The organism is Agrobacterium genomosp. 2 str. CFBP 5494, assembly GCF_900013495.1.
GTDB lineage: Bacteria > Pseudomonadota > Alphaproteobacteria > Rhizobiales > Rhizobiaceae > Agrobacterium > Agrobacterium pusense.
On record NZ_LT009721.1, the window covers coordinates 188,489 to 213,653 of the forward strand.

Consider the following 25,165-nt stretch of genomic DNA (forward strand, 5'->3'; position numbering starts at 1 on the left):
CTGGGCCGATTTGATCCGTGATCTCCACGGCGAAACGGAACAGATCAACGACTTGTTCGACCTGGCCGACGAAAGCCCCTTCAGCAAGCAAAAACCGAAACCAGCGCCAGCAACCGACAAAAAGTCGCGTCAGCGCAAACGTTGGGGGTCATACTCTTGAGTGAAAAACCTCGCCATCGCGTCAAGGCGAATTCGGTTCGGGTATCAGCCCCGGCCGCGAACAAGCCGCTGGCGCGAAAGATGACTGCGCGGTATCTGCGCGGCGACACGGCAGGAACCCTTGCCATGCGCCGCGCCGTCACGCGCGATGCCCGCCTCGATGTTCGCGAGTCGGCCGAACGCGCCTCGGCGCTTGCCTTCGACTTCATGCAGAACAGCGGCTGGATATCCGGCGCGGTTGAACAGATCATCACCGACACCATCGGCGACGAACTGAAACTCAATCTGCGCTCCCAGCTCGAAGCTTTCGGCTACACGAAAAAGCAGGCCTCGGCGTGGTGCCGCAAGGTTGAACGGGCATGGCGGCGCTTTGCGTGGAACCCGAAGGAATGCGATCTCGCCGGCAAGGCGACGATTGCGGATATGGCGGAAGCGCTTCTGCGGAGCTTCCTTGCCACGGGCGAGGGCTTTGCCGTTCTCGATCAATTGCCGGTGGACGTTCAACGCCGCCTCGGCCTGACCATCGGCCTGAAGGTTTCCGTCCTCGCCGCGCATCGTTGCCCGCGCACGACAAACGAAAGCGAGGGGCTTGATCAGGGCGTCTATCATGACGAACACAACCGGGCGATTGGCTACAAGTTCCGTGTCCGTAAGAATGGTATCGAGTCCGATCGGACTATCGATGGGGCTGACGTTATCCATGTCATGGACCGCGCCGCCAACCTCAACAGCCCGCGCGGGATTTCGGTCATTGCGCCGGCGCTGAAGGTCATCGCGCAATCCGACCAGCTCGCGGACGCAACGCTCGCCACGGCGCTGATGCAGACTATCTTCGCGGCGACAATCAAAAGCCCCGAACCCAGCGAAACCGCCTTCGACGCCATCCGGACACTTTCCGAAATGGAAGCGCCCGAAGGTTATGAGGGCGATTGGGACGCATTCATCGGCGGCCTGCAGGAAGACTTGATGGACGTTTGGGGCAATCGCATTGATGCCCTGAAGAACAAGGGCATTTCGATGTCCGAGTCCGGCCGCATCAATCATCTTGGACCGGGCGAAACTTTCGAGATGCACACGGCGGCAACGCCGGGTTCGCAGTATCTGCCGTTCTTCCAAAGCCTCCTGAAGGAAATCGCCCGCTGCCTCGGCATCACATACGAGGCACTGGCGATGGATCATTCCAACGCCTCTTATTCGTCGGTTCGCATGGCCGTTGCCACCATCTGGCCTATCGTCATGCGTCGGCGTTCGCGGATCGTTGCCCCGTTCCTTCAGGGCGTTTTCGAGCGCTGGCTTGATGAGATGATCTTTCGCAAGATCATTCCATTCAAGGGCGGATATGCAGCCTTCAGCCGGGACCGCGAAAGCGTTTACCAGTCTGAATGGAGCGGACCGGCTGCACCATCTGCCGACGACTACAAGGCGGCTCTTGCGGTCAAGATTCGTCTGGAAACTGGAATTTCAACATTCCACGACGAATGCGCTCTGGCCGGCAAGAACGGCGAGGAACAGATCGAACAGCTCGGCATCGAAAAGAAGATGTTTGAAGCCGCAGGCGTTCCCCATCCGTTTGGCCGTTCGCAAGGCGGGGGCGGCGGTCCGCTTGGCGCTGCTGCCGAAGGCAACCGCGATCCAGCAAAGGAGGCCGCCTGATGGCCGATAATGACGATCCTTTGAAGATCGACTGGTGCGCGCGCGCAGCCAAACTGCGCCGCGTTGAGGAAGCGTTGCTTACCGGCGAGATGATGACGGAAGGCCGCTTCGGCGAAGACATGATGCGCTATTCCACCGCCTCGCTCGACCAGGTGCAGCGCGCTTTGAATGAAGCCCTCCGCAATTGCCAGATTGCGCGCGGCGAGAAACCCAAAATTCGGCGGCACGCTATCAGCGGTCGTTTCCGGCCCTACTGAGGTAATCCCAAATGGCTGCAATTCTTGAAGACGGAAAGCTTCGGCTTTCCGGCTATGTCGGCGAGTATTACTACGATGACGGTTTTACCGCCGCTGATGTGATCGTTGCGCTCTCGCAGATCGATGGCGATTCCGAACTTGACGTTCATTTGAATTCGGGCGGCGGTGTTGCGACGGAAGGCGCTGCAATCCACGCGCTGTTGTCGGCTCGCCCTGGCATCACGAACATTGTCATCGAAGGCATTGCCGCGTCGGCCGCCTCGCTGATCGCCATGGCTGGCGCAACCGTCACCATGACGGCCGGCTCCGTGATGATGATCCATGATCCGAGCGGTTTCACCTTCGGAAATTCCAGCGAACACAGCAAGACAATCGAAGCTCTGGAAGCCTTGGCAACGTCCTATGCCCGCGTCTACGCGGCAAAGTCCGGCAAGAGCGCTGAAGACTGCCGCGAGATTATGAAAGCGGAACGCTGGTTCACGCCCGATGAGGCGGTTGCCGAGGGCTTCGCCGATGCGACGGCCACCACAAAGGCCAAGCCGGTTGCTGCCTTCGATTACAGCCTGTTTGCGCACGCGCCCAAAAAACTGGTTGCGCTGGCGAAAACGAAGAAATGGTCGATGGCATCCAGCCATCCGCCGAAGACCCAAACGCCAAACCCTCCAAAGGAAACCACCATGACCGATGCAGAGCGCGCCGCGCTGCTTGAAACGGAAAACAATGGCCTGAAAGAACAGGTCGCGAAACTGACGGCATCCGCGAACGACGCCGTTAAGGAGGCGCTTGATCGCCGCGCCGCCATCATGGCGCTGGATGAAGCCAAGGGCCGCGAGGCGCTTGCCGAGCATCTGTTCAACGCCGGCAACACTGTCGAGGCCGCCAAGGCAACGCTTTCCGTCGCGCCGAAAGCCGACGCCGGCGAGGAAGAATACCAGCCGCCGCGCCGCATGATGAATGCGGAAAACCTCAACCGCGAGCCGAACGGCAAGCCGAAGGCAAAGGGCGGTCTGTCCGCTCGCATGGATGCCCGCGCCGCCAAGATGAAAAAGAGCTGATCGGCTCCGCGCGTCACCCCTGAAAACTCCAATTCCTTTCGAAAGGGAACAACCATGGGCACTTTGCCTGTTATGAAATTCCAGCAGACCCCCGGCATGTCCACGCTGTTGAAGAAGGAAGTAGATCCCGAAATCTCGCGCGGCGTCGGTACGCTGCTCGGCGGCACGGGCGGTAGTGCCCGCCTGGTCAAGCTCGGCCAGCTCATCGGCCGTATCGCCGGAACCGAAGAAGCGCCGGCCGGCGACAAGCTCGGCAAGCTGGTCGCATGGGACCCGGCCGCGACGGATGGTAGCCAGATCGTTCACGGCGTTTGCCTGAAGGATTGCGAAGCGCCGGACGGCACGGACCGCGTTGACGGGCTGCTCTATTCCCGTCGCTTCTCGGTTCTCAACCGTGCCAACATCGTCTGGCCCGCTGGCGTCACTGCCGAACAGCAGGCCGCCGCCATCGCAGATATCGAAGACCGCCTCGGCCTGATCCTGCGCGCCTGATCCACCCTTTCCAACAATAGCCGGCCTTTCAGCCTGCGCGCGCGGGACGCGATGTCCTGCGCCTTTTTCTTCACAAGGAACAATCGGCAATGCCTGAAATCTTGCTGCCTTACTCCAACGTTGAACTCACCGACGAGGTCAACAAACTGCCGAATACCTTCGGCCTTCTGAACGCGCTCAACATCGCGCCGAGCGAACCGAAGCGTTCGCGCATGGTTCGCATCGACTTCCGCGACGGCCAGATCGTCGTTCTCTCGCATCAGGAGCCGGGTGCACCTGGTGAGGTCGCCGGCGATGATGACCAGAACGGCATCATCATTGCGATCCCGCATTTCGTGCACCTCGAAAACATCCTTGTCGGCGATATCGACGGCATGCTCGAAGTCGTCAACGGCGAGATTACCGAGCGCTCGCTTGATGCCGAACTTGAACGCAAGCTTGTCATCATCCGCAAGAACCATGCGATTACGCGCGAGTTTCTGCGGCTCGGCATGCTCCGCGGCGAAATCAAGGACGGCAAGCTTCGCACGCTGTACAATCTTTACGACACGTTCGGCGTCGAAAAGAAGGAAATCGATTTCGCGCTCGGCACGGCCGCTACCGATGTCCGCGCCAAGTGCGAAGAAGCAAGCGACCACATCATCAGCAATGCCAGGGGTGAAACGGTCGGCGCGGTGGAAGCCGTAGTCGATACGAAATTCTTCTCCAAGCTGATCTCGCATGCCAAGGTCGAAAAGTTTTGGGTGCAGGCACAGAATTCAGGCCTTCACACAACGCTTGAACGCCAGCGCCTCGGCGGCAATTGGGGCCGCGTCTTTGAATTCGGCGACATTCTCTTCCGCGAATACAAGGGCGGTCTGCCGGTCAAGGCGAATGATGGCTCTGTCTCGACGGTCAAGAATGTGGATGACAACAGCGGCACGGCCTACCCGACCGGTACGCAGTCCATGTTCCGCACCTATGACGGCCCGGCCTATCATATCGACCGCGTCAATCAGGCGCCTACGGAAGGCGAAGACGGCTCGATCTTCATCTCTACCGAGACGCTGAAACACGGAACCGGCCTCGAAATGAAGTCGCAGTCCAACATGCTGGCCATCTGCAAGCAGCCTGACTGCCTGGTGCAGCTCAAGACCAACTGATTTTCAACAAACGCCCGGTCGCCATCTCGACGGCCGGGCGCACTTCATGGGGATTGCCATGCCGGTTGCTTCTTCCTTTCGGGCTGCGCGCGATGCGGTTGTGTCCGGCGTCGACCAGAGGTTTGCGGAGCGCATTCGCCTGTCTCCCATGAAAAACGAAAAAGCCGATCCGGACCGGCCGCAAGTCGTCATCATGGCGGTTCTGCGGACTGGCGACGAAACGGCCGGGCCTCTCGATGTCAGCGGCGGCCGCTCCCTGCACTCGCGGATCGCGGCGGGAAAGGCGGCTCTCTACATCGACCGCACCGAATACCCCGATATCGTCCTTCGCAAGAAAGACAAGCTGCGCGCCTTGGAGCGCCCCGGCGAACCCGTCTTTGAAGTTTCCACGGTCGATGACCGAAATCACGCCCGGTTGATTGCCGGGCTTAATCAAGCCTGACGCTGGTAGGTGCCATGTCTCTTGTCCGTATTGCCCTCCGCATCTGCGCCGTTCAAGCTTTCAAGGGTCGAACGCTGGTTGGCGACAATGTTCTCGATAGCGAGATTGGCGCTCTGGAAACCAGCTCTGCCGGCGAGCTCAAAACCCCGCAGGAAAAGCAATTCGTTTCGGTCTATACCGACGACAGCAAACAGGTGAGCGGCCTTGAATTGCGCTCCCTGATCGCCAGCGGTGAAATCGATCTGGTTTTTGAAGCCGGCGTTGCTTCGCCGCACCTGATGACTGATTCCCTTACAGATGAAAAGGTCATCATGAATGGCCTTCCTGCGGCCGACGCCAACTTCGAATTCTATCTCGATATGACGCTTCGCCAGATCGCGGATGCTCTGGCTGATCCGGACAATGAGTGGGCCGCGATATTCAACAGCCTGATTTTGCGGGTCGAGAAATGCCAGCGCGCCCGTATCAGCGGCGACACGAACGGCGTTCGCTTGGCGGCCCATCAGATGAAAATGACTGTTGCCGCCGTTGCTGAGCCGGTTACGGGCCACCCGCTGAAAGAAGGTTCACCGATGGCTGCATTTTTCGCCAAATGCGAAAGCGACCTGGTGCACCGCGAGCCGGACATGGTCAAAAAGATCGCGCTTATGAAAGCGCAGATCGCCGGCAATGACGAAGAGCTGGCGGCGGCGATGCGGCGCTATGGCATGACACACAGTGAAGCAGACGCCATGCTGCTGACGCTTCCGGGTGGGGTGCGCCATGAAGGGTGATGACTGGCTGGTCCACCATATCGAGGAACTCAATTACCGGATTGCCGATATCGAACGGCGCGAGCGCAATCGTCGCCGCAAGGGCAAGATTGCCGAAATCAGCGACGACAAGAGCAGGTATCGCGTCGAGCTGTCCCGGCAGGGTGAGGAACCCTACCTGACGCCATGGATCAAGGCGCGCACACTTTCTGCCGGTGGCGTCAAGGTCGATGTGCTTTACAGCGTCGGCGAGCAAGTGGACGTGGTTTCGGAAAGCGGCGATCTCGCAGACGCGCAGATCGACTTCTCGACCTATAGCGACGAGAACGCCCGCGAAAATAGCGACACGCCGCTGCATATAAAGATCGGCAGTACCGTTATCGAAGCGATGGACGGACTGGCAAAAGTGACGGCCGACAAGGTCATCGTGCAATCCGATAACGTGCAGCTCGGCGGCGACGGCGGCAAAAAGGTCGCGCGGATCGGCGACCTGGTGCACGTCATGTCCGGCTCTTCCTCCGGAAAATGGCCGATTGTCGAAGGCTCGGGAAAAGTCTTCGCGATAGACTGAGGAACCCCATGAAAAACTACACGGTTCGCACCGGCTGCGAGATTGCCGGGCGCTGGCGTGCTGCCGGCGAACCCATCCAACTGTCTGCCGATCAGGCCCGCGAGCTTGCGCCGCCCTTCGGCGATGTCGTCTCGCCAATCGATGAAAAGGGGAAAGCGGATGCCAAGCTCAACAGGCGTCAACGCCGCAACCGGCGAACCCCTGACTGATTGGGATCATACCCGGCAGTCAATCGCCAAAATCCTCAACACGCCAATCGGCGCACGCGTCATGCGACGCGATTTCGGTTCGGACCTGCCGGACCTGGTCGATGCGAAGATGACGCGGCGCAATGTGCTGGCGCTCTATTCCTCGGCCGCAACCGCCATCCAGAGATGGGAACCGCGTTTCCGGATGCGGTTCGGAAAAGTCAGCCGTGCCGACGCCGGCGGCGCAATCGCGCTGGAAATCTTCGGCGTCTATTATCCTCTCGGCCATCGCGGCGATTATTCCATTGCGGAAGATGAAAGCGTGCGGGTCGTCATAGCGGGCAGATCATCATGACACTTGCTGTTTACGCGCCGGCCGCCATCGACGTTTCGCGCCTGCCGGCTCCGGATGCCATCGAGGCGCTGGACTTCGAAACCCTCTATTCGGCCTTCAAGGTCCGGTTTCTGGAATTCTGGAACCAGATGCGTGTCATCAATCCGGCCCTGCCGGTCTATGACGTGCAGAGCCTTGAAACCGATCCTGCCGGCATTGTCGGCGAAGCATGGTCTTATCTGCGCCTGATGGATCGCCAGCGCGTCAACGATGCCTTCCGGTCGCTGCTGGCCGCCTATGCCAAGGGCAGCAATCTGGAAGCCATCGCGGCCGGCCGCAACATCGTCCGTTCGGTCGTTGCGCCTGCCACGCCCAGCTCGGCCGCCATCATGGAAGGCGACGACGCCTTGCTTCGCCGCTACCTTCTGTCTTTCGATCTGCCGGCTGCTGGTTCGGCCGGCCGCTATCTCTTCGATGCATGGACGGCGTGGCCGCAATCTGCGGACAGGTCGCTTGGGCTTTGGGATGCGCGTGTGAATGGCCGTGCGGTCCACGGCCGGCGCGGCGATACGGATGTTGTCATAGCCGGTCCGATGGGCAGGCTTCCGACAGACGCCGAGCTGGCCGTTATTCGGGCGGCCGTTACGCATCCGGACCGCGCGCCGGAAGCCGTCGCCATCTCGGTCATGGCGGCCGGCCGCACCGAATATGCCGTTTCGCTCTCGCTGGAAATTGTGGCCGCGCGTGCCAGCGCCAGCATGATCAAGGCGGAAGCGGAAAAGCGCATCATCGCGGCAGCAACCTCCCGCATCCTGATTGGCGGCGAAATCCCGCAAGCGCTTCTTTCCGGCGCTGCCTTCGGCGATGGCGTAATCCGGGTGCGCGATCTTGCGCCGGTTGTTATCGAACCGGACCCATACAAGGTGCCCGTCATGACCAGCCTTGATATTCAGATCGAGGTGCGGGCATGAGCGATGTAGGCGTTTTGCTTCCGCCATCGTCGGAAGAATTCGAAAAGGCGCTCGCCGCCGCAATGTCGGATGACTTGCCGATCCCTTACGCCGTACTGATGGACCCGTACCGGACGCCGGCGCGGTTCCTGCCTTGGCTTGCCGTGCATCATTCGGTCGATCTCTGGTTTGATGATTGGACCGAAGAGCGAAAGCGGGAAATGATCGCGCAATGCGCCGGCGTTTCCACTCTCTACCCGGCGTCACCTTTGGCGGCGCTGAAAGGCACCCTTGCCGGATTGAAGCGCTATCTCGCCTTTGTCGATGCAGTCATTGTGGACCGCATCGCACATCCGAACCGCTTCACCTTCGGGCGGGCAGTGATCGGGCGAACGCCCATAGCCCATAAGCCATTCGTTGCGCACTACCTGGTGCGCGTCACGCTGACTGCCCCGAAGAACCGTTTTCAGATCGGCCGCAGCGCCTTCGGGCGGGCCGCAATGACGCCGGTTAACCTTGAACCCATCCGCCGCGCCAAACTGGCCATGACGACCGCCAAGACGCCGGAAACGCTCTACTCCGTTTCCTTCGCATGGCGGCGCGGCATCACCTTTGACGACAACATCTTCATCGACGGAAGCCACGCCCTCGGCGGTTACATGGACCGCAAACGGCTGGATTGAGGGAAACAGACATGCAGAGAACCGCTTTTTCTGAAGCCGAAATCGCCGATCACGCCGATTTCGAAGCCATCGGTTTGCAGGGGCAGGAGGCTACGGACAATCTTTGGCTTGATGCCATTGGCTATCCCGCTCATTGGGCCGCCTTTACGGTGGCGAAGAAATCCGCGCAGGAAATCACGGTTTCGGCCGGCCGCTATGTTGCCGGCAAGATCGTCTATGCGCACGAAGCGCCGACCAATATAAACCTGCAGCTTCATATTCCGGTCGCCGCATCGGACCAGCGCTGGGTTGCCGTCCTTCTGCGCGGCCGCGAAGTCACCGATACTGCGACGCGACCCTTTGAAACATCCGACGATCCCGAAACCAGTGTCATCGTCAACCGCACAACGCCAAAGACCATCCGCCGCGTCGTTGACCTGATTGTGCAGCCGGGCGAAGCAAACCCGGTTCCGGTCAAGCCGCTCGTTGATTCCACGGATGCCTGTATTGCGTTCGTTCTGCTGAAATCGACCGGTGTCGACGCCATAGAGCCGGGCAACAGTTCCCGCGTGAAGACCCTTTTTGAAGTCGAGGGCCGCGTCACGGCGCTGGAAGTCGATCTCGATGGCCTCTTCATGCGGACCGAGACGATTGAAACGCAGATCGTCAATATCACGGCCGAGCTGACGCAAATTCCGCGTCGTGAAGTTATTCGCCAGATGCAGCGCGATATCGGCGCGGCGCGGCTGAAGGTCGATTTGCCTGACGAGGCACGCGCTTATGTCTTCGATGACGGTCTGATTACCGACCGCTGGGACATGGCGCATGTGGACTGGCTGGCGCGCATTGAGGAGGGCATCCGCTTTGGCTTCGCTGCTGAAGCGCAGGCCCGCCTCGAAGTGCAGGCGGAAGACGATCCGAAGATTGCCTTTCGTGATCGCCGCATGGTGCCGGCCTTTGACGAGGTGACGCGCATAGCCAATACGGCGCTGGATGGCTCGCTCAACATCTCGCAGTTGGTGCACACGGAAACCACGCTCGTCCGAAAGGAAGCATCGCGTATCCGGATCACCTACGGCCCGACGATGCACGCTTGCGAAAACGCGGCGGGCTGGTCTGGCCTCGGCGGCGATGCGCGTGTCGGGCAGATGCTTAATGTTGGCGGCGAAACGTTCGAAGTAGTCTATCGCGATGCGAACTATGGACCAGGCCACCAGACTTATGGCGTTCGCCAAATTCGCCAAGAAATCTATAGCGAGCCTTATTGGGAGTATGTGACCGAAGAGGTCGGCATCAACGGCTCGATCTATGGGCAAACTTTCCTTGTCGCCCAGCCCATGCAGATCACCAGTCTCGATCTGTCATTTGCTCGGGTTGATAGTGACGGCGATGTGCATGTTTTCATCGTGGAAACCACGACTGGCGGTGCGCCACGTTTCGATGCGGTGCTGGCGCAAGGCACATTGAAGCATGCCGATCTGGTGGTTGGGTGGAACAAGGTTGTCCTGCCGATCACCTTGCTCGAAAGCGGCAAACGCTACGCGTTCGTAACCGTGACGACAGGCGCACACGCGCTGCATGTTTCCGCTGCGAACAAATATGTGGGCGGGACGCAGTTTCTAACGACAGACGGCGCATTCGCGCAGGGGTCAACGGAAACGGACATCTGCTTCCGGCTGAATGCCGCCCGCTACCGTAGCCCCCGCACGGTTATCCCGATGCAGGCTTTGAACCTTGCGGACGGCATGACGCAGATTGACATGCTGTTTGCCGGTTGGGTGCCTGGTGGCTGCAAGCTTGGCTGGGAAATCCGGCCGTCCGGCTCGCCGGTCTGGACGGAACTGGATGACGGTGACCCGTCAAAGAACCCGCTCGTGGGATTGCCTGCCTCGGTAGAGCTGCGCATGGTCATGATGGGTACGGCGGATTTGCAGCCGATGATCCAGCTCGACCAGAAAGCGGTTTCGAGGGTTGCCCGCAATCGCAACGCCATGCGAGCCGTCACAAAAAGCTTTCCGTTCGGGTTCGCGACAACCAGCATCCAGACGCAATACACGCTGGATAGCTTCGATCCCGACCGCCACACGTTTACGCCGGCCATCATGGTGGGCAACGCTGTGGTTAATCCCACCACAACCGAAGTCACGATCGATCCGCAGATGCCTGCGCGTCGGACGTATCTTACAACCTACATGCTCGGCGCGTCGACCACAGCCGCCCGCATGCGCCCTTCTGCCACCACAAACAATGTTGCCTCCGTACCTTTCGTACAGGACGCTTTCATTGCCGCACTTTAAGGAGTTCCCATGGCCTTCAAGATCGACACGGAGAAATCCTACGATGTGAAACTTTCTCGCATCGTGAAATGGGGGCGGTTCACCTTCTACCCCCTGAACAAAATCAACATGCGCGGTGAGCTGGTGGCGGCAATCATCGAGCAGGAAGGCGACGAGGTGCTTGATTATGCCAGAGAGGTCTAACGGCTATCAGGTTCCCTCATATCCGAAGACACTCATCGACCGCATTCTGTGGAATTTTACCATGGGGGATGTCGATGAGCGCCTTCGGGTTGTGGAGGCGCGCGCAGCATCTTTCACCGAACTTGAAGAGCGGGGCATTCAGGCCTCCCTCGATTACATTCAAGTGAATGTCGCGCCGCAAATTGCCACCCTGCAAACCAAAATCACTTTGGCGCAGGAGCAGATCGACCAGATCATCGTCGGCGGAAAGGCACCTGACACGCTGAAGTTTGGCGGGCAACTGCCGGCCTACTATGCGACGACGGAAGGTTTGGAAAGCCTTCAGGCAAGCCTCTCCGAGTACATGCGCAATGACCTGTTGAACCAGCCGGAGGGCGTGGCACCCCTCGGGGTGGACGGTAAGGTGCCGTTGGCTAACCTGCCGGCGCTGACTACCACCGCGACGGTGGGCGCGGCGATTGCAGGCGCAAACGGTCTGGCAACGCCCGATGATAGTGATACCTTCGCGGGTGTGAAATCCGGAACGTCCACCATGTTTCGAACGACATGGGGGAACATCAAGGCTGCGCTGACGGCCTTGTTCGATGGGCGGTATCTTCGGCTGATCGGCGGTGTCGTTAATGGCTCACTCACGATCCAGCCCTCAGCTAATGCGGCTATGCTTGAAATGCGAGCCGCTGCAAACGGCGCATGCCTTATCGACTTTTCGCCAAACGGCTACGGCGGCGATTTCAACTGGCGGATGATCGCGCAGCCGAACAATGCGGAGTTCGATTTCCTCCGAAACGGGGTTCATCTTTTCCGCGTCAACAGCGATGGCAATCTCTGGACGGCCTATCTCGGCTGGCTGTCCGACCGCTTCGCGGATCGGGGCGCACGCGTCCAGCGCGAGGGGGGTATTTGGGAGTTCGGTTCGATTGACCCGAATTACAACGCCCGCACTACCGATGCCCCAGCGCCTTACGTTCTGGTCGGACTGCGCAGCTCCAACGGTACGAACGTTATCAACATGCGTGCCGAACTGTTGAGGAATAACTGATGAGCGACCCTTATAGCACTGAGGGATTGCCCTACGATCTCTCGTCAGACGAACTGAGTTTCCTGATCCGCAAGCTTCATCCTGCGGCAATCCATGGCGTTGACTTCTGGTGCGCGCACAAGGTGAAGCCAAACAGCCCCGACAGGACCAGCACGGCCATCATCGTCAAATGGGATTTGGCGGCTGAAAAGCCATCGCCGGCCGAAATCGAAGCACTGGCGGCCACCTATGCCGCCGAGCTGGTAGCGCTTCGCGGGGTGACCGCACTCGATGTCGATATCGAGCGCGACCGTCGCGTCGAGGCGGGTTTCGTATTCGATGGCATTCTCTACCAGTCCCGTCCGGAAGATCGTGAGAACATCGCCGGGGCGGTTAAGGCGGCAACTGATGCGGTTGCTCTCGGAGCTGCGGCCGGTGATTACGGATGGCAACGCCTGCTGGACCCAAATGCGCCGCCTGAATTCAGGTGGATCGCAGCCGACAACACGACGCAGGCGATGGATGCTCAAACCGTCATGCGCTTCGGTTACGCCGCGCTCGGCCACAAGCAGGCTCATATCTTGGCTGCTCGCGAGCTGAAGAACATGAACCCGATCCCCGCCGACTTCGCAACAGAGCCGGCTTATTGGCCGTGACGCCTCTCACGCTCTGACAAAATCCGTCCCGCCATTTCTGGCGGGGCGCTTCCTCCTGTCCGGCAATGAGCCGGAACCCTCCCTTCACAATCTGGAAACTTCAAAGGAGTCCATAATGGCTGACCTGGCCTATGCGCATGGCGTGACCTTGACCGAAAGCACGGAAACCCCGTCGCTTCTCCGTGTCCAGCGCCAAGGCATCACTTTCATCAACGGAACGGCACCTGACGCCGATCCGGCCGCTTTCCCGCTGAATACCCCGACGCTCATCACGTCTCTGACGCAAGCGACCGGCCTCGGCGCTGACGGCACCCTGCTCGAAGACGTGAAGACGGTGTTCGGCGAAGGCGGATCGTGGTGCATCATCAACCGCGTGGAACACAGTGCCGATCCCGCAGAATTGCAAGCGAACCTGATCGGCGATGCTGTTGCCCGTACCGGTCTTTATGCGGCGCTCCGGGCCAAGGGTATCACGAGCTACCAGCCGCGCGTCATCATTACGGCCGGCAACACTGGCGCTTGGGTGGAAGCCGGCGTCGTTTCAGTTTCCGTTGTTGCTGAAGGTTCCAAGCTGACCGAGCCGCCAATCGTGAAGGCCACGGGCGGCGGTAACGACCAAGGCAAGGAGCTGCCGACGCTGGAAGCCGTCATGGGTGAAGGCACCAACGCGGATAAGGTTGTAGCCGTCCGCGTCGTCAAACCCGGCAAGAAGCTTTCGGAACCGCCTGTCATCACCTTCGAGGGTGGTGGCGCTGATGCCGCCAAGGTGCTGCCCGAAGCGACGGCCAATGTCGGTGACGTTGCAAACCCGTTTGTTTCGGCGCTGAATGCCATCACCCCGAAAATCCGCGCTCGCGCTTACATAAGCGGCCCGAACACGACCAACGCCGAAGCCCTGCGCTTCCGTCGCACCATCAATGGCGGTCGCATTCTGGTTATTGATCCGAAGGTCATCAAGAACGTGAACGGCGTTCCGGTGACAAAGCCCGTTGCGGCAGTGTTTGCCGGCGTGCGCTCTCGCGTCGTGGCATCCAGTGAGGGCGTGTCGGGTTCGGTTTCGAACAAGATCATCCGCACCATTGACGGCGTTGCCCGCACGATCATGTACCCCGATGATTCCAACTATCTGAACGAAAATCAGGTGGCGACGATCATCAACGAGCGTGGCGGCTTCCGCACCTGGGGTAGCCGTCTCGCGATTGATGATCCGATCTGGCAATTCGATAACGTCCGCGCCACGGCCGACATGATCAACGAGGCGCTGGAGGATATCTACTTCCTCTACGTGGATCGCAAGCTCTCGAAGGCCAACATGAAGATGATGATCGAGGACGGTAACGCCGCTGGTCGCGTCTTTAAAAACAACGGCGACATTCTCGGTTTCCGTTGCTGGTTCCCGACGGTCAATGATCCGACCCTGATGGCAAACGGAAAGCTCTTCCTCGATGTCGAGTTCGAGCCGGTTGGCATCATGGAGCAAATCCACATCACCACCCACCGCAACATTCTCTATTACCGGCTTCTGCTGGATGAAGTGAATGGGCTTATCGAAACCGGTCCGCTCGCGGTTGCCGCTTAAGGAGTAGCCAGACATGGCAGAAAAAACACTTCCCCGTTACATCCTCCGCGACTGCATGCTGTGGGCAGATCGCGAAAGCCAGCTCGGCCAGATCGGCGAAATCACGCCGCCCGTGCCGGAAGCCAAGCGCGAGGGGATGCGCAACGCTGGCATGATCAAGGAACGCAACGTGCACCTTGGTTACAATGCGCTGGAATTCAGCTTCAAGATGCCGGGCCTTGATCCGCAAATCCTGAAGCTCTTCGGCCTCAAGCCCGGCGCTGACACGCCTTTCCTCGTTACCGGCGCGCATGTCGATGAAGATGGCACCACGCACAGCGCCGTCATGTCCATTCGCGGCAAGCTCTACAAGCCCGATCCGGGCACCTGGAAGGGTGGCGATCTGGCGGCAAACGATTACGCCGTGGACGTGAATTACTACAAGCTCGAAATCGACGGCGAAGAAATCTACGAAATGGATGATTTCGAATTCAAAGTCGGTGGCGTCTCGCAAAACGCTGACATTCGTAGCGCGCTCTTGCTCTAAGGGCGCGTCACTCCCCTCCAGAATTTTCAACTTTCATTCGGCCCGCTTCGTGCGGGCCATTTCTTTGAGGTTCTACCATGACCGAGACTGTAACCGTTGCCCTCGCCAAGCCCGTCACCAATGGCGAAACCACAATCACCGAGCTGACCTTCCGCGAGCCGACCGTGGGCGATCTGATCATCGGCGACCAGATGACCGGCCAGCTTTCCAAAATGACCGCTATCCTCGCCTCGATCTCTGAAACGCCCCTGCCGGCGTTTAAGAAGATCGGCGCGAAAGACTTCTCCAAGATTGTCGATGCGACGGCCGGCCTCTTGGGAAACGAGAAGAAGAAGGACACGACTGGCGGCTGATCGCCGTCTTCGTCTCCGAACGTCACTCCACATCGCTTGAAGCCATCGAGCGATGGTCTCCTAAAAAGCTGCTGGCCTATTTCGAAAAGTCCTGTGAGCTTTCCAAGATCATGAGGCAATAAATGTCTGTCGTGCAAAGCACCCTGCGCATCTCCCTTCTGGAGGATGTCGTCGCAAAATCCGCCCCGATCTTCCGCACTCTTGACCGGCTGCAAGGCCAGCAGATGAAGGCGTTCGCGCCGATGCGCGGGCTGATCGGGCAGGCCGTCGCGCTGGGTGCCGGCTACCTCGGCGCGACCGAAGGTATTTCGGCGACGGCCGGCGCTGCCATCGAATTCGAAACCGCTTTCGCTGATGTGAAAAAGGTTGTCGAGGCGACCGACGAACAGTTTGAAAACATGCGCCGTAGCATCCGGCGCATGTCTGGCGAAATCCCTCTGGCCGCAACCGACATTGCGGCCTTGTTTGCGGCGGCCGGCGAGTCCGGCGTGGCGACTGAGGATCTACAAAGTTTTGCCGAGATGGCCGCCCGTGTCGGCGTTGCCTTCGATATGACGGCGGCCGACGCCGGCGAGAGCCTCGCCAAGCTGAAAACCCAGCTCGGTTTGAACGTCGCCGAAACCGGCGATATGGCCGACGCCATCAACCATCTGTCAAACAACATGGCGTCCAAGGCCAAGGACGTCACCGAATTCATGCTGCGCGTTGGCGCCATCGGCGAGATGAGCGGCTTTGTGAAAGAAGACGTTGCGGCCATGGGTAGCGCCATGATCGCGGCCGGCTCGGATGCCAGCACGGCCGGCACGGCAATGAAGAACGTTATTCGCGCTATGGCGAGGGGCGACTTTGCCAAGAGGTCACAGAAGGACGCGGCGAAAGCCCTTGGCCTGCATCTGCCGTCCATCGCAAAGGACATGCAGAAAGACGCAAAGGGCACCTTGCGCAAGGTTCTCACAGCCATTGCCAAGGCTCCGAAGCACCAACAGACGGCGCTCCTGTCTGAGTTCTTCGGCGATGAAGCCAGTGCCTTCATGCCGCTGGTCGGCAATATCAAGCTGCTCGACCAGGCGCTCGCATCCGTGGCCGACCGCACGAAATATTCCGGGTCGGCTTTCGCTGAGTATGTCCAGCGCGCCAACACCACGCGCAACGTTCTCGATCTCTTGGGCAACAAGATTTCTAACAAGTTCGCGGAGATGGGCGACAACATGTTGCCGGCAATCCGCGAGGGCGCTGAAGCCATTGGCTATGTGATTGACACCCTTGGCAGCCGGGTGACGATCTTTGACAAGTTAGAGGCCTCAATGAGGGGCTTCATGCAGGGACTTGGCTACGAAGGCGGTGTGCGTGAACTGACAGAAGATTTGGGCGATTTGCTGTTCGGTAAAATCGATCCAAACGCGGCAGATCGGATCGGCAGCATCTTCGTTCAAGCCAGGGAATGGGGAGCTTCGATCCGCGAATTAAATGACGCGATCAAGGATAACCCGATTGCCCAATTCCTCGCGGAAATGTCTGGTTACGGCTTCCAGCTTTTCTTGTACGCGGCCGGCATTGCGATGCTAGCAGGCACAATTCGCAAGCTGGCTGGGGCATTGATGCTTCTTTCAGGCGCGAGCACTGCGCTTTCGATCCTTAAGACGATAGGGACTTTGAGCGAGTTTCCGGGGCTGGGTGGCGACGGTGGAAAACCGGGCGGTAAAGCTCCCAAAGGTGGGGGCGGCGGCAATGTTCCTGAAGTTCTGCCTTGGTATAGCCAAGCTGGCCAGTGGCTAAAGGGTTTCGGTTCGCAGCTCGGCTTCGGCCTGTCCGTCCAAAGTTTGGGTGACACCCCCGGCGATACGTTTGAGGATCAGGTTAAAAACCAGCAAAAGTACAAAGAAGCTTTGCAGAAGCTCTTCGGCCTCAACAAGGATGCTTCGGGGGTTTCTGGCTGGGATAGCTTCTGGTTCGGCGATGCCGCCAAACCGGATTTCAGCTTCCGCGAACACGCCGGTATTTCTGGCGTCGGTGGACCGGCGAGCGGTGCGCCAGCCACGGCAAGCGCCTCCGGTCAGCCGGTTTTGGCTCGCATCGACGCTGGCTCAATTGCTGAAATGGTAAAGCCAAACGGCACGCAGGATGTCCGGGTGACAAACCGTGAGCCTGTTAACGTCACGGTGCACAACCAGATCAGTATCACGGGTGTTTCCGATCCGGAGGCGGCCGGTAATGCAGCCGCTGCGCAAGTCGGCGAAAAGGTGCGGCAGGGTGTCGAAAGCTCTTATAGCGACTAGCGGATGAAAGCGTTCGCCTTGGCGGTCCTGCGTATCTGTGTGCAGTGGGCTGCTTTGGCGGATGCTGTCATGCCCTTTTGGGCGGATTGTTTTCCGGCCGTCATCAACTGCAACAGAGAAGCGAAACCCATGTCGTCGGCCGCCACATTCTTCTCGATAAAAGCAGTGATCATCCCTTGATCATAGGTTAGGCCGCAAAAGTCTTCGGCAGCCAAAACCGTTCCGAGCTGAAGTGCAATGTCGCTCGAATCCTTTTTAGGGGCGGCAAGCGCGACGGTCGCGAAAATCATCAGCGGTGCAAGTATCAGCGTTGGCTTCACCGCTGTTCCCCCTCTTATTCATCATGCGTCGCCAGAGGTAAAATATGTCCGGTTACACGTCAATGATGCTCGGCGACTACGCTTTCGAGGCGCTGGGCTTCGGCTATCAGGGTGTCAAACGTTCCCTGAACACCCCATGGGCTGAGGTAGCCGTGGGGCAAACCCTCAACCCCCAGCAGTGGACCGGCCCCACGTCAGACGAAATGACCATCGCCGGCGTTATTTTCACAGAGGAATTCGGCGGGCAATCGCAGCTCGACGGAATTGCCGCTGAAGCGCTCGCAGGCGTGCCCATGATGCTGGTGACGGGTGATGCCGTCGAGGGTGTCATCCAAGGCATCTTCACGGTGCAGGGCATTGAGGAAGACAAGTCGCTTCACAACGCGCGTGGCGTGGCTGCGCGCAACGCCTACACCATCAAGCTCAAGCGCCAGCCGGACACAACGCCTCTGCCCGGTGGCTCATTGCTGGATCGCGCCACAAGCTTCCTCTCAAATCTCTTCCGGTGATTAGCCATGTCGAACACATACATCACGCGGCAGGGTGAAACCGTCGATCTCGCCTGCCTGGCGCACTACGGCCGAACGGAAAAAGTCGTCGAGGCCGTACTTGAAGCAAATCCGGGCCTCGCGGCGCTGGGCGTGGTGCTGCCGCTCGGCACCACGATCATCATGCCGGCCATGCCGTCGACCACGACACAACCGCGCCTTGTCAGCCTTTGGGATTGAACCATGCATCCACGCGTCGAAGTCACCATTGACGGCCAGCCCGTGGCCGGCACGTTCTATGAGCGTCTGAAATCCATCACAGTGACCGATAAGGAAGGCTTGAAATCCGACACGGTCGATATCGAGCTGAACGATGGCTCGCCCGACTTTCTCGCCCTGCCCCGCAAGGGTGCCATCATTGCGGTCCGGATGGGCTACGGCCAGCACCTCGGTTCGCTCGGCACCTTCACGGCCGACAAGATCAACGGATCATGTTTGCCCTATGGCCTTTCGATCTCCGGAAAGGCCGTGGACTTCCGGAGCGGCAAGCTGAAGGAACGGCAAGAGCGGGCATGGGATAAGAAATCCCTTGGTGATATCGTCTCGCAGATCGCCGATGAAAGCGGTCTGAAGCCGGCTGTTGATTCCGATCTGGCGAAGTTCGTTTACGACTGGATCGGCCAGCAGGACGAAAGCAACCTGCATTTCCTGCGCCGCCTCGCCCAGCGCCATAACGGGCTGTTTTCGATCAAGCAGGGCCGGTTGCTGTTCTCAAAGCTGGGATCGGGCAGATCGGCGAGCGGCAACAATATCGGTAGCGTCATCGTCACCCCTGAAATGGTGCTTCTCAACACCCTGAAATTCGATATCGGCGACCGCACCAAATACAGCAAGGTGGTTGCCTACTATCAGGACAGCGACAAGGCGCAACGCGTCGAAATCGAAGCGGACGCGGATGCGGATGGCGAAAGCGTCTACCGCATTCCGGAGCCGTTTTCATCTCCGGATGAAGCGGACAAGGCGGCGCAGGCGAAAGCCAAAAGCCTGAAGCGTGGCGAGGGCAGCACATCGGTCACGGTGATCGGTGATACCTCGATCTGCGCCGGCGCTCCCCTGCTCTATGCCGGCATTCGGCCGGGCCTCGATGGCGTGCCCTACATCATCGACACGGCCACTCACAAATATGTTGCGAAGGGCACCTTCACCACGGACATTTCCGGCAAGCTCTACGATGGCAAATCATCGACGGAAGGCGACGATGACGAGGGCGGCGGTTCCTCTGGCGGCGCTGGCGGTTCAAAGGACGGAACGGAAGGCAGCGGCAAGGTAGCGCCAAACAGCGCACCTGGTACACCCGCAACGCCGGCACATTTCCTGACGCCTCGGCTGGGGCGCACAGACGAAAACTAAAGCACTGATCGCCGGCGCAATGGGTCGGCCTCTCCTGTCTGGTCGCATCGCGTGACTTGGCAAAGCCCGGCCTCGCCGGGCGCGTGAACCACAAGGTTCATTCCCTCCCCTCGCCTTCGGGCAAACCTCATCAAAATCGGAGTTATCCTTATGGATGCGACAACGTTCTTCGCATATGCGAGGCGCGCGCCTTTTGGCGGCCGTCTTACGCAGGGCCAGATTGATGGCATGAATGCACTGTTCCGGTGCTGGGACTCTCACAAAATTCCCGCTCCGGATAAACGCCACCTCGCCTATATTCTGGCGTCGGTGTTCCACGAAACGGGCGGCCGGATGGTGCCCGTGCGCGAAACCTTCGCCTCGACCGACGCCGGCGCAATCGCTGCTTTGGACAAGGCGTACAAAGCCGGCCGGCTGGGACAGGTCAGCAAACCGTACTGGCGCAAAGGCGCGAACGGTAAAGCCTATTTCGGCCGGGGCGATATCCAGCTCACCCACGAAGAAAACTACAAAGTCCTCGGTGAGCGGATTGACGTTGACCTGGTTGGAAATCCTTCGCTCGCACTCGATCTCGATATCAGCGCCGAGATTGCCATCGTGGGCATGCTGGAAGGCTTGTTTACCGGCAAGAAGCTGACCGACTATTTCAACCTCAAGAAGGATGATCCGGTTGGCGCGCGCGCGGTCGTTAACGGCCGGGACAAGGCAAAGCTGATCGCCGGTTATTACCAGTGCTTCCTCGACGCCCTGGAAGCGGCGACACTCGCTTATTATCAGGGCCAGCCTGACGATGTTGCCGAGCGCGATGCGCAGCCGGACAACGTGCCGGCCATGAAAAGCAAGTCGCTCTTGACGATTATCGGCAGCTTCCTCGGCGCTATCGGCCTCGGCGCGGTGGACGATCTGAAGGGCGTTGTTGAAAGCGGCGCAACCCTGTTCGGCGCGATCTCCAATCCGTGGGCCTTCGGTAGCCTGGTCTTTGCCACGACAGGAGCCGTGGTTCTGACATGGCTTGTAGGTTCCGGCCGGATCACGATCAACCGGAGCGCCGCGCCGTAATGTTCGGTCTGGATGCCGGATGGCTGAAAATGGCGGCTGGGGGGCTTTTCTGCGCGTTCGCCCTCGCCGCTGGCTCCTATCACCTTGGAAAGCACGAAGGGCGCTCCATCGAGCGCGCAGAGGGCGAGGCGAAGGCCGCAAAGAACGCGCTCCAACGCATCACCGAAATGGAGAAAAACAATGCATCGTTCCGCGATCTTTCGCCTCGCCATCGTTGCCTCGCTCTCATGCGCTCTAGCGGGTTGCCTGACAGCGCCTGCGACGACTGAAGGCAGCGGATATCAGATCACGCGCTTTTCAAATGCGCAGGCGGCCCGGCTGGCTTCGCAGGATGCCACGGCTGGCCCTGCCATCCACTCAAACAACCAGCAGTGCATGAAAGACCCTGCCTGCCGCAAATAGAAATCGTAAGGCTTCAAGGAAGCCAAGGGGCTGAAGGTGGACAAGTTCAACTCGTTCAACGAAATGCTGACCGCATGGGGCGGCGGGGCATTCACAACTATCATTGGCGCACTTGCCGGCCGCTTCATGTGGCACGGCAACGAAGCCAGAAAGGGCAACAGGAAGTTTTTCGGGCGCGAGTTGCTTTGGGAATTTCCGGTGGCCGTGGGCATGGCGCTGATCGGTGAAGGCGTTGCGTCATACCTTGGCATGAGCCAGCCCGCATCAACCGGGCTTATTGCCGCGCTCGCCTATCTCGGGCCGCGCGGAACGGAAGTTCTCTTCCAGCGCTGGTTTAGCAAAAAGGTCGCCTGACCTTGCAAAAATAACGGGCCGGCTGGTTCTCCATCCGGCCCATTTCTTTTGCCGCCCTCGGGTGGCCGCAGCCTCGCGGCTGCAACAGCGGGTGCAGATTGGCGTCGTACCCCGCCCGACAACATCAAAGATCATTGCCGCACCCTTCGCCTGCGCAGGCCGGTGCGGTTTGTCAGAAAAGATGGTCTTAGACAAATGCAAAATCTCTTTCAGTTTTCCGAAGTGCGGCCGGTGTCTCCCCCCGCCGCCTATCTCGGCGGTAAAAAGCAGCTGGCCGGCCGGATCGCGGCATTACTCGAACAAATCCCGCATGATCTCTATGTGGAGCCATTCACGGGCATGGGAGGCGTATTCTTCCGACGACGCCTTGTGCCTCGCGCTGAAGTCATCAACGATATTTCCGGCGACGTGACGACGCTGTTTCGCATCCTGCAGCGTCACTTGCCCCAGCTCATGGAGGTGATGAAATTCCAGATCACGTCACGGCGGGAATTCGAGCGCCTGGCCGCGTGCGATCCTGTCACCCTAACCGATCTAGAAAGGGCCGCCCGGTTCCTCTACCTTCAAAAGCTGGCGTTCGGCGGCAAGATTTCCGGCCGAACCTTTGGCGTCGATACCACTGGCAGCGCGCGGTTCAACGTCACGCGACTGACGCCGATCATGGAAGAAGTCCACGAACGCCTCGCCGGCGTCGTGATCGAGTGCCTTGACTGGCGCACTCTCATCGAGCGGTACGACCGGCCGGGCGCGATGTTTTATCTCGATCCGCCTTACTATGGCTGCGAGAACGATTATGGAAAGAACGTTTTCAAGCGGGATGATTTCGCGGAAATGGCCGAACGTCTCAGCACGATCAAAGGCCGCTTCATGATCTCACTCAATGACCGGCCGGAAGTGCGGGAAACCTTCGGCCGCTATCCAATGACGCCGGTTTCCCTGACCTACACAATCCGGGGCGGCGAAGGCAAAGAAGTTGGCGAAGTCGTCATTCTTGACGGCAAGGAGCCGGCAATCCCGAACCTGCCATTGCTTTGAACGCGAAAGCCGCTCGGTACGCCGAGCGGCTTTTTGCGTTTCTGGCGCTGGCGTCGGGAATGACATTCTAATTTCTCGCGCCGATCGCGCGCTCGAGCGGATCCTCGACCGCAATAAAATTACAAGATCGCGAACGAATGTTTCACGCTGCAGCATCGGCCGCCGGCGTTCGCTGGAATGATTTTCCCCTCTCTTGCCGACAAATCTTTGTAAATGTTTCGGGCGCAGGCTGTAAGGTATGACAAAGCCCCCTCGCCCACGCTCTAAACCGCTGCTGCGCGATGATGGTAAACCCATCCAGTCGCGCGCGATCCGCAAGCGAAACAAAGCCCAGCCGGCATTGCCGCTGGAGCCAATGCCGGCGCGTGTTGAACCCGCCCTTGCGCTGCTGAAGCAAAAGCCGCCTTCAGGCGGCAAGTGGGGATGGGAAATTAAATGGGACGGTTATCGCCTTGCAGTTCATGCCGACGCGAGCGGCGTCCGGATATTGACGCGCGGCGGTTATGATTGGGCCGCGCGATTTCCGGCTATCGAGCAAGCGGCCCGCGATCTTGGCCCGGCGTCGTTCATTATCGACGGCGAAGCTGTTGTCCTGGACGAACAAGGGCGCTCGGATTTCAATGCGCTACAGAACAGCTTGGGTGCTGTTGGCGCGCGTAGCGGCAAGAAGACGGCCGGCAATGCCGTTCTGTTTGCCTTCGATCTTCTTTACCTCGACGGCCGCGATCTGCGCGAGCTGCCTTACAGAAGCCGCCGCCACCTGCTTGAAGAAATGCTGGCGGGCTTTGACGGCGCAATCCGGATTTCCGAAGAAGTTGAAACCGACGATCCCGGTTTGATGTTGGAGCATGCCTGCCGCCTCGGGCTGGAAGGCATCATCGGCAAGGATCGAAACAGCCCCTACCGGAGCGGAAGAACCGGCGACTGGATCAAGGTTAAATGCGTCGTGTCGGAACCCTTCATGATCGTTGGATACGAACCCTCCATGTCAGCCAGCGGGGGCTTTGCATCGCTCTTGCTGGCCGCCTATGACGGTGACGAGCTGCGCTATGTTGGAAGCGTCGGCACTGGCTTTAAAGAGCGGGCCGCGAACGAGCTGCGCCGGATGCTCGATAAATTGCCATGGCGGAAGAAAAAGCCGCCCGTGGCCTATGCCGGCCGGCGTGAGGTCGTTTGGGTGCAACCGACGCTCATTGCGGAGATTGAGTTTCGGCAAATAACGCCAGATCGCAAGCTACGCCACGCGGCTTACAAGGGGCTGAGAGAGCGGCAGGATAACGCGGACGTGTATCGGCTTGATTAAACGTCGCGGTTTTTAGTGTAAGCTCGCCGGATGAGCGAATTCAAGATAGAGCCAATTACGACCAATTGGGGTGATTTCGAAACCCTTGAAACAGTCACGGACTTGGCCCGGTGCCTTCTCGAAAAGTGGCCGGGTAGCCCGGATGGACAGGCCTATGTAACCGCTCTCATGGTTTGCTCTGCCGTCCTTGAAAATGGCTTGGATGATCGGCCGGAAGATGCCCGCGCGGCGTTTGTTGAGGCCGCCCATGAAGCGCTCCTGTCCGTATCGCCAGATGATGATTTAGATTTCTAGCTGCTATTTTTCTTCATCGGATCGGCGCACTATTCGGCCGCCATGCCGCAACCGCACGATGCCATTTATATTATGCTTGTAGACCTGATAGGCGGCATTCGCCGCCACGATGTTGTTAGCGCCGGCAAGCTCCATGCATCGAAAGCCCTCGCCCGTTATTTCATCGACGGTGAAAGGAAATTTGGTGTCAAAGAAAGGCACCTTTTGGGGGTCTGGCAAATCCACCACGTGTTGCTCCTGCCCGACTTCGCAAAAGAAGATGCTTTCCCGGCCGTATACCCATGCAATGATAGTGCGCCAGTCAAGTTTGCCTTTTGCTTTGTAACAAACCTGCCATTCACCTTGAAAGCAAATCAGCATCGGCCAGCTTAGTGGCTTCCTGATTGTCGTTTGAATTTCGGTTGATTTGAGGAGCGGCGCGGGCATTGATCCTTCCTTTTTGTTCTATGAATGTTCTCATATGCAAAAGGAGTCAAGCAATCGCCGGTAGACTAGAAGACGCAAAAAAGCCGCTCATGAGGGTGAGCGGCTTTCATGTTTGGTCACATCTCCATGATCAGGCAACTTCTAACGTGGGTACGTCTTCCAGATCCACATTATGTTCCGCCTGCCAAGCGTCATATGCCGCCTGCATCCTGAGCCAAATGGCGGCTCCATCTCCAAACAGCTTGCCTAATCTCGCCGCTATATTGGGCGATACGGGCTTCTTCTCATTTACGATATCGTACAGCTGCTGCCGGGAAATACCCAGCATATTAGCTATCTCTACCTTGGTCTTCCCGGTATCCGGGATTATGTCATTGAGTAATGCGCCCGGATGAGATGGGCACCGTTTCAGGGGCCTCTCTACCTCATAAGCCATTCTCGTCTCCTAACTATGACACGTGCACTTTCTAAGTGTTCGTTCTGTCTCTTCTGTATAGCGGTTTTTGTTTAGCACCAGCCGTACGAACTC

General features: G+C 59.0%; 32 protein-coding genes. 29 read left to right on the forward strand and 3 right to left on the reverse strand.

From position 1 onward, the window contains the following. Positions 1 to 156: 156 nt before the first annotated feature. The 20 genes from AGR2A_RS27675 (at position 157) to AGR2A_RS27765 (ending at position 17,545) form a co-directional block, all read left to right on the forward strand. Positions 157 to 1,812 (forward strand): phage portal protein, encoded by a 1,656-nt coding sequence (locus AGR2A_RS27675; RefSeq protein ID WP_286079609.1) that lies wholly within the window; start codon positions 157 to 159, stop codon positions 1,810 to 1,812. Beyond that, a complete protein-coding gene (locus AGR2A_RS27680; RefSeq protein WP_080823777.1) occupies positions 1,812 to 2,069 on the forward strand; it encodes a hypothetical protein in 258 nt (85 codons plus the stop codon). Before AGR2A_RS27675 ends, AGR2A_RS27680 begins: the two co-directional genes overlap by 1 nt. Positions 2,070 to 2,080: 11 nt before the next feature. Continuing rightward, positions 2,081 to 3,124, forward strand: a complete 1,044-nt coding sequence (locus tag AGR2A_RS27685) for a head maturation protease, ClpP-related (RefSeq protein WP_080823779.1) — start codon at positions 2,081 to 2,083, stop codon at positions 3,122 to 3,124. Positions 3,125 to 3,178: 54 nt separating this feature from the next. After that, entirely contained in the window at positions 3,179 to 3,616 is a 438-nt protein-coding gene (locus AGR2A_RS27690; RefSeq protein ID WP_080823783.1) for a head decoration protein, read from the forward strand. A gap of 89 nt (positions 3,617 to 3,705) precedes the next feature. Continuing rightward, positions 3,706 to 4,758 carry a major capsid protein gene (locus AGR2A_RS27695; RefSeq protein ID WP_080823784.1) on the forward strand — a complete coding sequence of 351 codons (1,053 nt, stop codon included), beginning with the start codon at positions 3,706 to 3,708 and terminating at the stop codon, positions 4,756 to 4,758. Between the two features lie 58 nt (positions 4,759 to 4,816). Further along, positions 4,817 to 5,200 carry a hypothetical protein gene (locus AGR2A_RS27700; protein ID WP_072495482.1) on the forward strand — a complete coding sequence of 128 codons (384 nt, stop codon included), beginning with the start codon at positions 4,817 to 4,819 and terminating at the stop codon, positions 5,198 to 5,200. A gap of 14 nt (positions 5,201 to 5,214) precedes the next feature. After that, complete coding sequence (locus tag AGR2A_RS27705) at positions 5,215 to 5,973, forward strand: hypothetical protein (RefSeq protein ID WP_080823787.1); 759 nt, start codon at positions 5,215 to 5,217, stop codon at positions 5,971 to 5,973. Further along, complete coding sequence (locus tag AGR2A_RS27710) at positions 5,963 to 6,523, forward strand: phage baseplate assembly protein V (RefSeq protein WP_080823789.1); 561 nt, start codon at positions 5,963 to 5,965, stop codon at positions 6,521 to 6,523. The genes AGR2A_RS27705 and AGR2A_RS27710 overlap by 11 nt, the downstream gene beginning before the upstream one ends. Positions 6,524 to 6,531: 8 nt before the next feature. Continuing rightward, on the forward strand, positions 6,532 to 6,732 hold the full coding sequence (locus AGR2A_RS27715; RefSeq protein WP_080823791.1) for a hypothetical protein: 201 nt from the start codon (positions 6,532 to 6,534) through the stop codon (positions 6,730 to 6,732). Further along, positions 6,683 to 7,066 carry a GPW/gp25 family protein gene (locus AGR2A_RS27720; protein ID WP_080823793.1) on the forward strand — a complete coding sequence of 128 codons (384 nt, stop codon included), beginning with the start codon at positions 6,683 to 6,685 and terminating at the stop codon, positions 7,064 to 7,066. Before AGR2A_RS27715 ends, AGR2A_RS27720 begins: the two co-directional genes overlap by 50 nt. Further along, positions 7,063 to 8,016 carry a baseplate J/gp47 family protein gene (locus AGR2A_RS27725; protein WP_080823794.1) on the forward strand — a complete coding sequence of 318 codons (954 nt, stop codon included), beginning with the start codon at positions 7,063 to 7,065 and terminating at the stop codon, positions 8,014 to 8,016. Before AGR2A_RS27720 ends, AGR2A_RS27725 begins: the two co-directional genes overlap by 4 nt. Further along, on the forward strand, positions 8,013 to 8,678 hold the full coding sequence (locus tag AGR2A_RS27730; RefSeq protein WP_080823796.1) for a phage tail protein I: 666 nt from the start codon (positions 8,013 to 8,015) through the stop codon (positions 8,676 to 8,678). The genes AGR2A_RS27725 and AGR2A_RS27730 overlap by 4 nt, the downstream gene beginning before the upstream one ends. Before the next feature lie 11 nt (positions 8,679 to 8,689). Continuing rightward, the gene (locus tag AGR2A_RS27735) at positions 8,690 to 10,954 is read left to right on the forward strand and encodes a hypothetical protein (RefSeq protein WP_080823797.1); all 2,265 of its coding nucleotides are present in this window, start codon (positions 8,690 to 8,692) and stop codon (positions 10,952 to 10,954) included. 9 nt (positions 10,955 to 10,963) lie between these two features. Then, entirely contained in the window at positions 10,964 to 11,137 is a 174-nt protein-coding gene (locus AGR2A_RS29830; RefSeq protein ID WP_167378259.1) for a hypothetical protein, read from the forward strand. A 61-nt stretch (positions 11,138 to 11,198) separates the two neighbouring features. Beyond that, positions 11,199 to 12,176: a hypothetical protein gene (locus AGR2A_RS29940; RefSeq protein ID WP_208617160.1), complete on the forward strand. Its 978-nt coding sequence runs from the start codon at positions 11,199 to 11,201 to the stop codon at positions 12,174 to 12,176. Continuing rightward, a complete protein-coding gene (locus AGR2A_RS27745) occupies positions 12,176 to 12,811 on the forward strand; it encodes a DUF4376 domain-containing protein (protein WP_080823800.1) in 636 nt (211 codons plus the stop codon). Before AGR2A_RS29940 ends, AGR2A_RS27745 begins: the two co-directional genes overlap by 1 nt. A 115-nt stretch (positions 12,812 to 12,926) precedes the next feature. Beyond that, the gene (locus AGR2A_RS27750; RefSeq protein ID WP_080823802.1) at positions 12,927 to 14,390 is read left to right on the forward strand and encodes a phage tail sheath C-terminal domain-containing protein; all 1,464 of its coding nucleotides are present in this window, start codon (positions 12,927 to 12,929) and stop codon (positions 14,388 to 14,390) included. A gap of 13 nt (positions 14,391 to 14,403) precedes the next feature. After that, complete coding sequence (locus AGR2A_RS27755) at positions 14,404 to 14,916, forward strand: phage major tail tube protein (protein WP_080823804.1); 513 nt, start codon at positions 14,404 to 14,406, stop codon at positions 14,914 to 14,916. Between the two features lie 77 nt (positions 14,917 to 14,993). After that, a complete protein-coding gene (locus AGR2A_RS27760) occupies positions 14,994 to 15,269 on the forward strand; it encodes a phage tail assembly protein (RefSeq protein WP_080823806.1) in 276 nt (91 codons plus the stop codon). A 122-nt stretch (positions 15,270 to 15,391) separates the two neighbouring features. Beyond that, positions 15,392 to 17,545 (forward strand): phage tail tape measure protein, encoded by a 2,154-nt coding sequence (locus AGR2A_RS27765; protein ID WP_080823807.1) that lies wholly within the window; start codon positions 15,392 to 15,394, stop codon positions 17,543 to 17,545. On the opposite strand, the gene AGR2A_RS27770 is transcribed toward AGR2A_RS27765, so the two are convergent. Then, positions 17,542 to 17,865, reverse strand: a complete 324-nt coding sequence (locus AGR2A_RS27770; RefSeq protein WP_245316641.1) for a signal recognition particle — start codon at positions 17,863 to 17,865, stop codon at positions 17,542 to 17,544. The genes AGR2A_RS27765 and AGR2A_RS27770 overlap by 4 nt on opposite strands. A 44-nt stretch (positions 17,866 to 17,909) precedes the next feature. Between AGR2A_RS27770 and AGR2A_RS27775 the strand changes: the two genes are divergently transcribed. From AGR2A_RS27775 to AGR2A_RS27815, 9 genes are all read left to right on the forward strand, one after another. Beyond that, positions 17,910 to 18,374, forward strand: coding sequence for a phage tail protein (locus AGR2A_RS27775; protein WP_080823808.1), 465 nt, complete (start codon positions 17,910 to 17,912; stop codon positions 18,372 to 18,374). A 6-nt stretch (positions 18,375 to 18,380) separates the two neighbouring features. Continuing rightward, the gene (locus AGR2A_RS27780) at positions 18,381 to 18,593 is read left to right on the forward strand and encodes a tail protein X (RefSeq protein ID WP_020811263.1); all 213 of its coding nucleotides are present in this window, start codon (positions 18,381 to 18,383) and stop codon (positions 18,591 to 18,593) included. Between the two features lie 3 nt (positions 18,594 to 18,596). Beyond that, positions 18,597 to 19,763, forward strand: a complete 1,167-nt coding sequence (locus tag AGR2A_RS27785) for a phage late control D family protein (RefSeq protein ID WP_080823810.1) — start codon at positions 18,597 to 18,599, stop codon at positions 19,761 to 19,763. A 150-nt stretch (positions 19,764 to 19,913) separates the two neighbouring features. Next, the gene (locus AGR2A_RS27790) at positions 19,914 to 20,822 is read left to right on the forward strand and encodes a glycoside hydrolase family 19 protein (protein ID WP_080823811.1); all 909 of its coding nucleotides are present in this window, start codon (positions 19,914 to 19,916) and stop codon (positions 20,820 to 20,822) included. Continuing rightward, entirely contained in the window at positions 20,822 to 21,091 is a 270-nt protein-coding gene (locus AGR2A_RS27795; RefSeq protein WP_080823813.1) for a hypothetical protein, read from the forward strand. The genes AGR2A_RS27790 and AGR2A_RS27795 overlap by 1 nt, the downstream gene beginning before the upstream one ends. A gap of 196 nt (positions 21,092 to 21,287) precedes the next feature. After that, positions 21,288 to 21,578: a phage holin family protein gene (locus AGR2A_RS27800; RefSeq protein ID WP_031234067.1), complete on the forward strand. Its 291-nt coding sequence runs from the start codon at positions 21,288 to 21,290 to the stop codon at positions 21,576 to 21,578. Between the two features lie 195 nt (positions 21,579 to 21,773). Then, positions 21,774 to 22,613, forward strand: a complete 840-nt coding sequence (locus AGR2A_RS27805; protein ID WP_080823814.1) for a DNA adenine methylase — start codon at positions 21,774 to 21,776, stop codon at positions 22,611 to 22,613. 238 nt (positions 22,614 to 22,851) lie between these two features. Next, the gene (gene ligD / locus AGR2A_RS27810; protein ID WP_080823816.1) at positions 22,852 to 23,916 is read left to right on the forward strand and encodes a non-homologous end-joining DNA ligase; all 1,065 of its coding nucleotides are present in this window, start codon (positions 22,852 to 22,854) and stop codon (positions 23,914 to 23,916) included. A gap of 30 nt (positions 23,917 to 23,946) precedes the next feature. Further along, positions 23,947 to 24,210, forward strand: a complete 264-nt coding sequence (locus AGR2A_RS27815; RefSeq protein WP_080823818.1) for a DUF982 domain-containing protein — start codon at positions 23,947 to 23,949, stop codon at positions 24,208 to 24,210. A 3-nt stretch (positions 24,211 to 24,213) separates the two neighbouring features. Here AGR2A_RS27815 and AGR2A_RS27820 read toward each other — a convergent pair whose 3' ends face one another. Together AGR2A_RS27820 and AGR2A_RS27825 are read right to left on the reverse strand one after the other, a co-directional pair. Then, on the reverse strand, positions 24,214 to 24,636 hold the full coding sequence (locus AGR2A_RS27820; protein WP_072495433.1) for a hypothetical protein: 423 nt from the start codon (positions 24,634 to 24,636) through the stop codon (positions 24,214 to 24,216). Positions 24,637 to 24,766: 130 nt separating this feature from the next. Continuing rightward, complete coding sequence (locus AGR2A_RS27825) at positions 24,767 to 25,072, reverse strand: HigA family addiction module antitoxin (RefSeq protein ID WP_072495434.1); 306 nt, start codon at positions 25,070 to 25,072, stop codon at positions 24,767 to 24,769. Positions 25,073 to 25,165 lie beyond the last annotated feature (93 nt).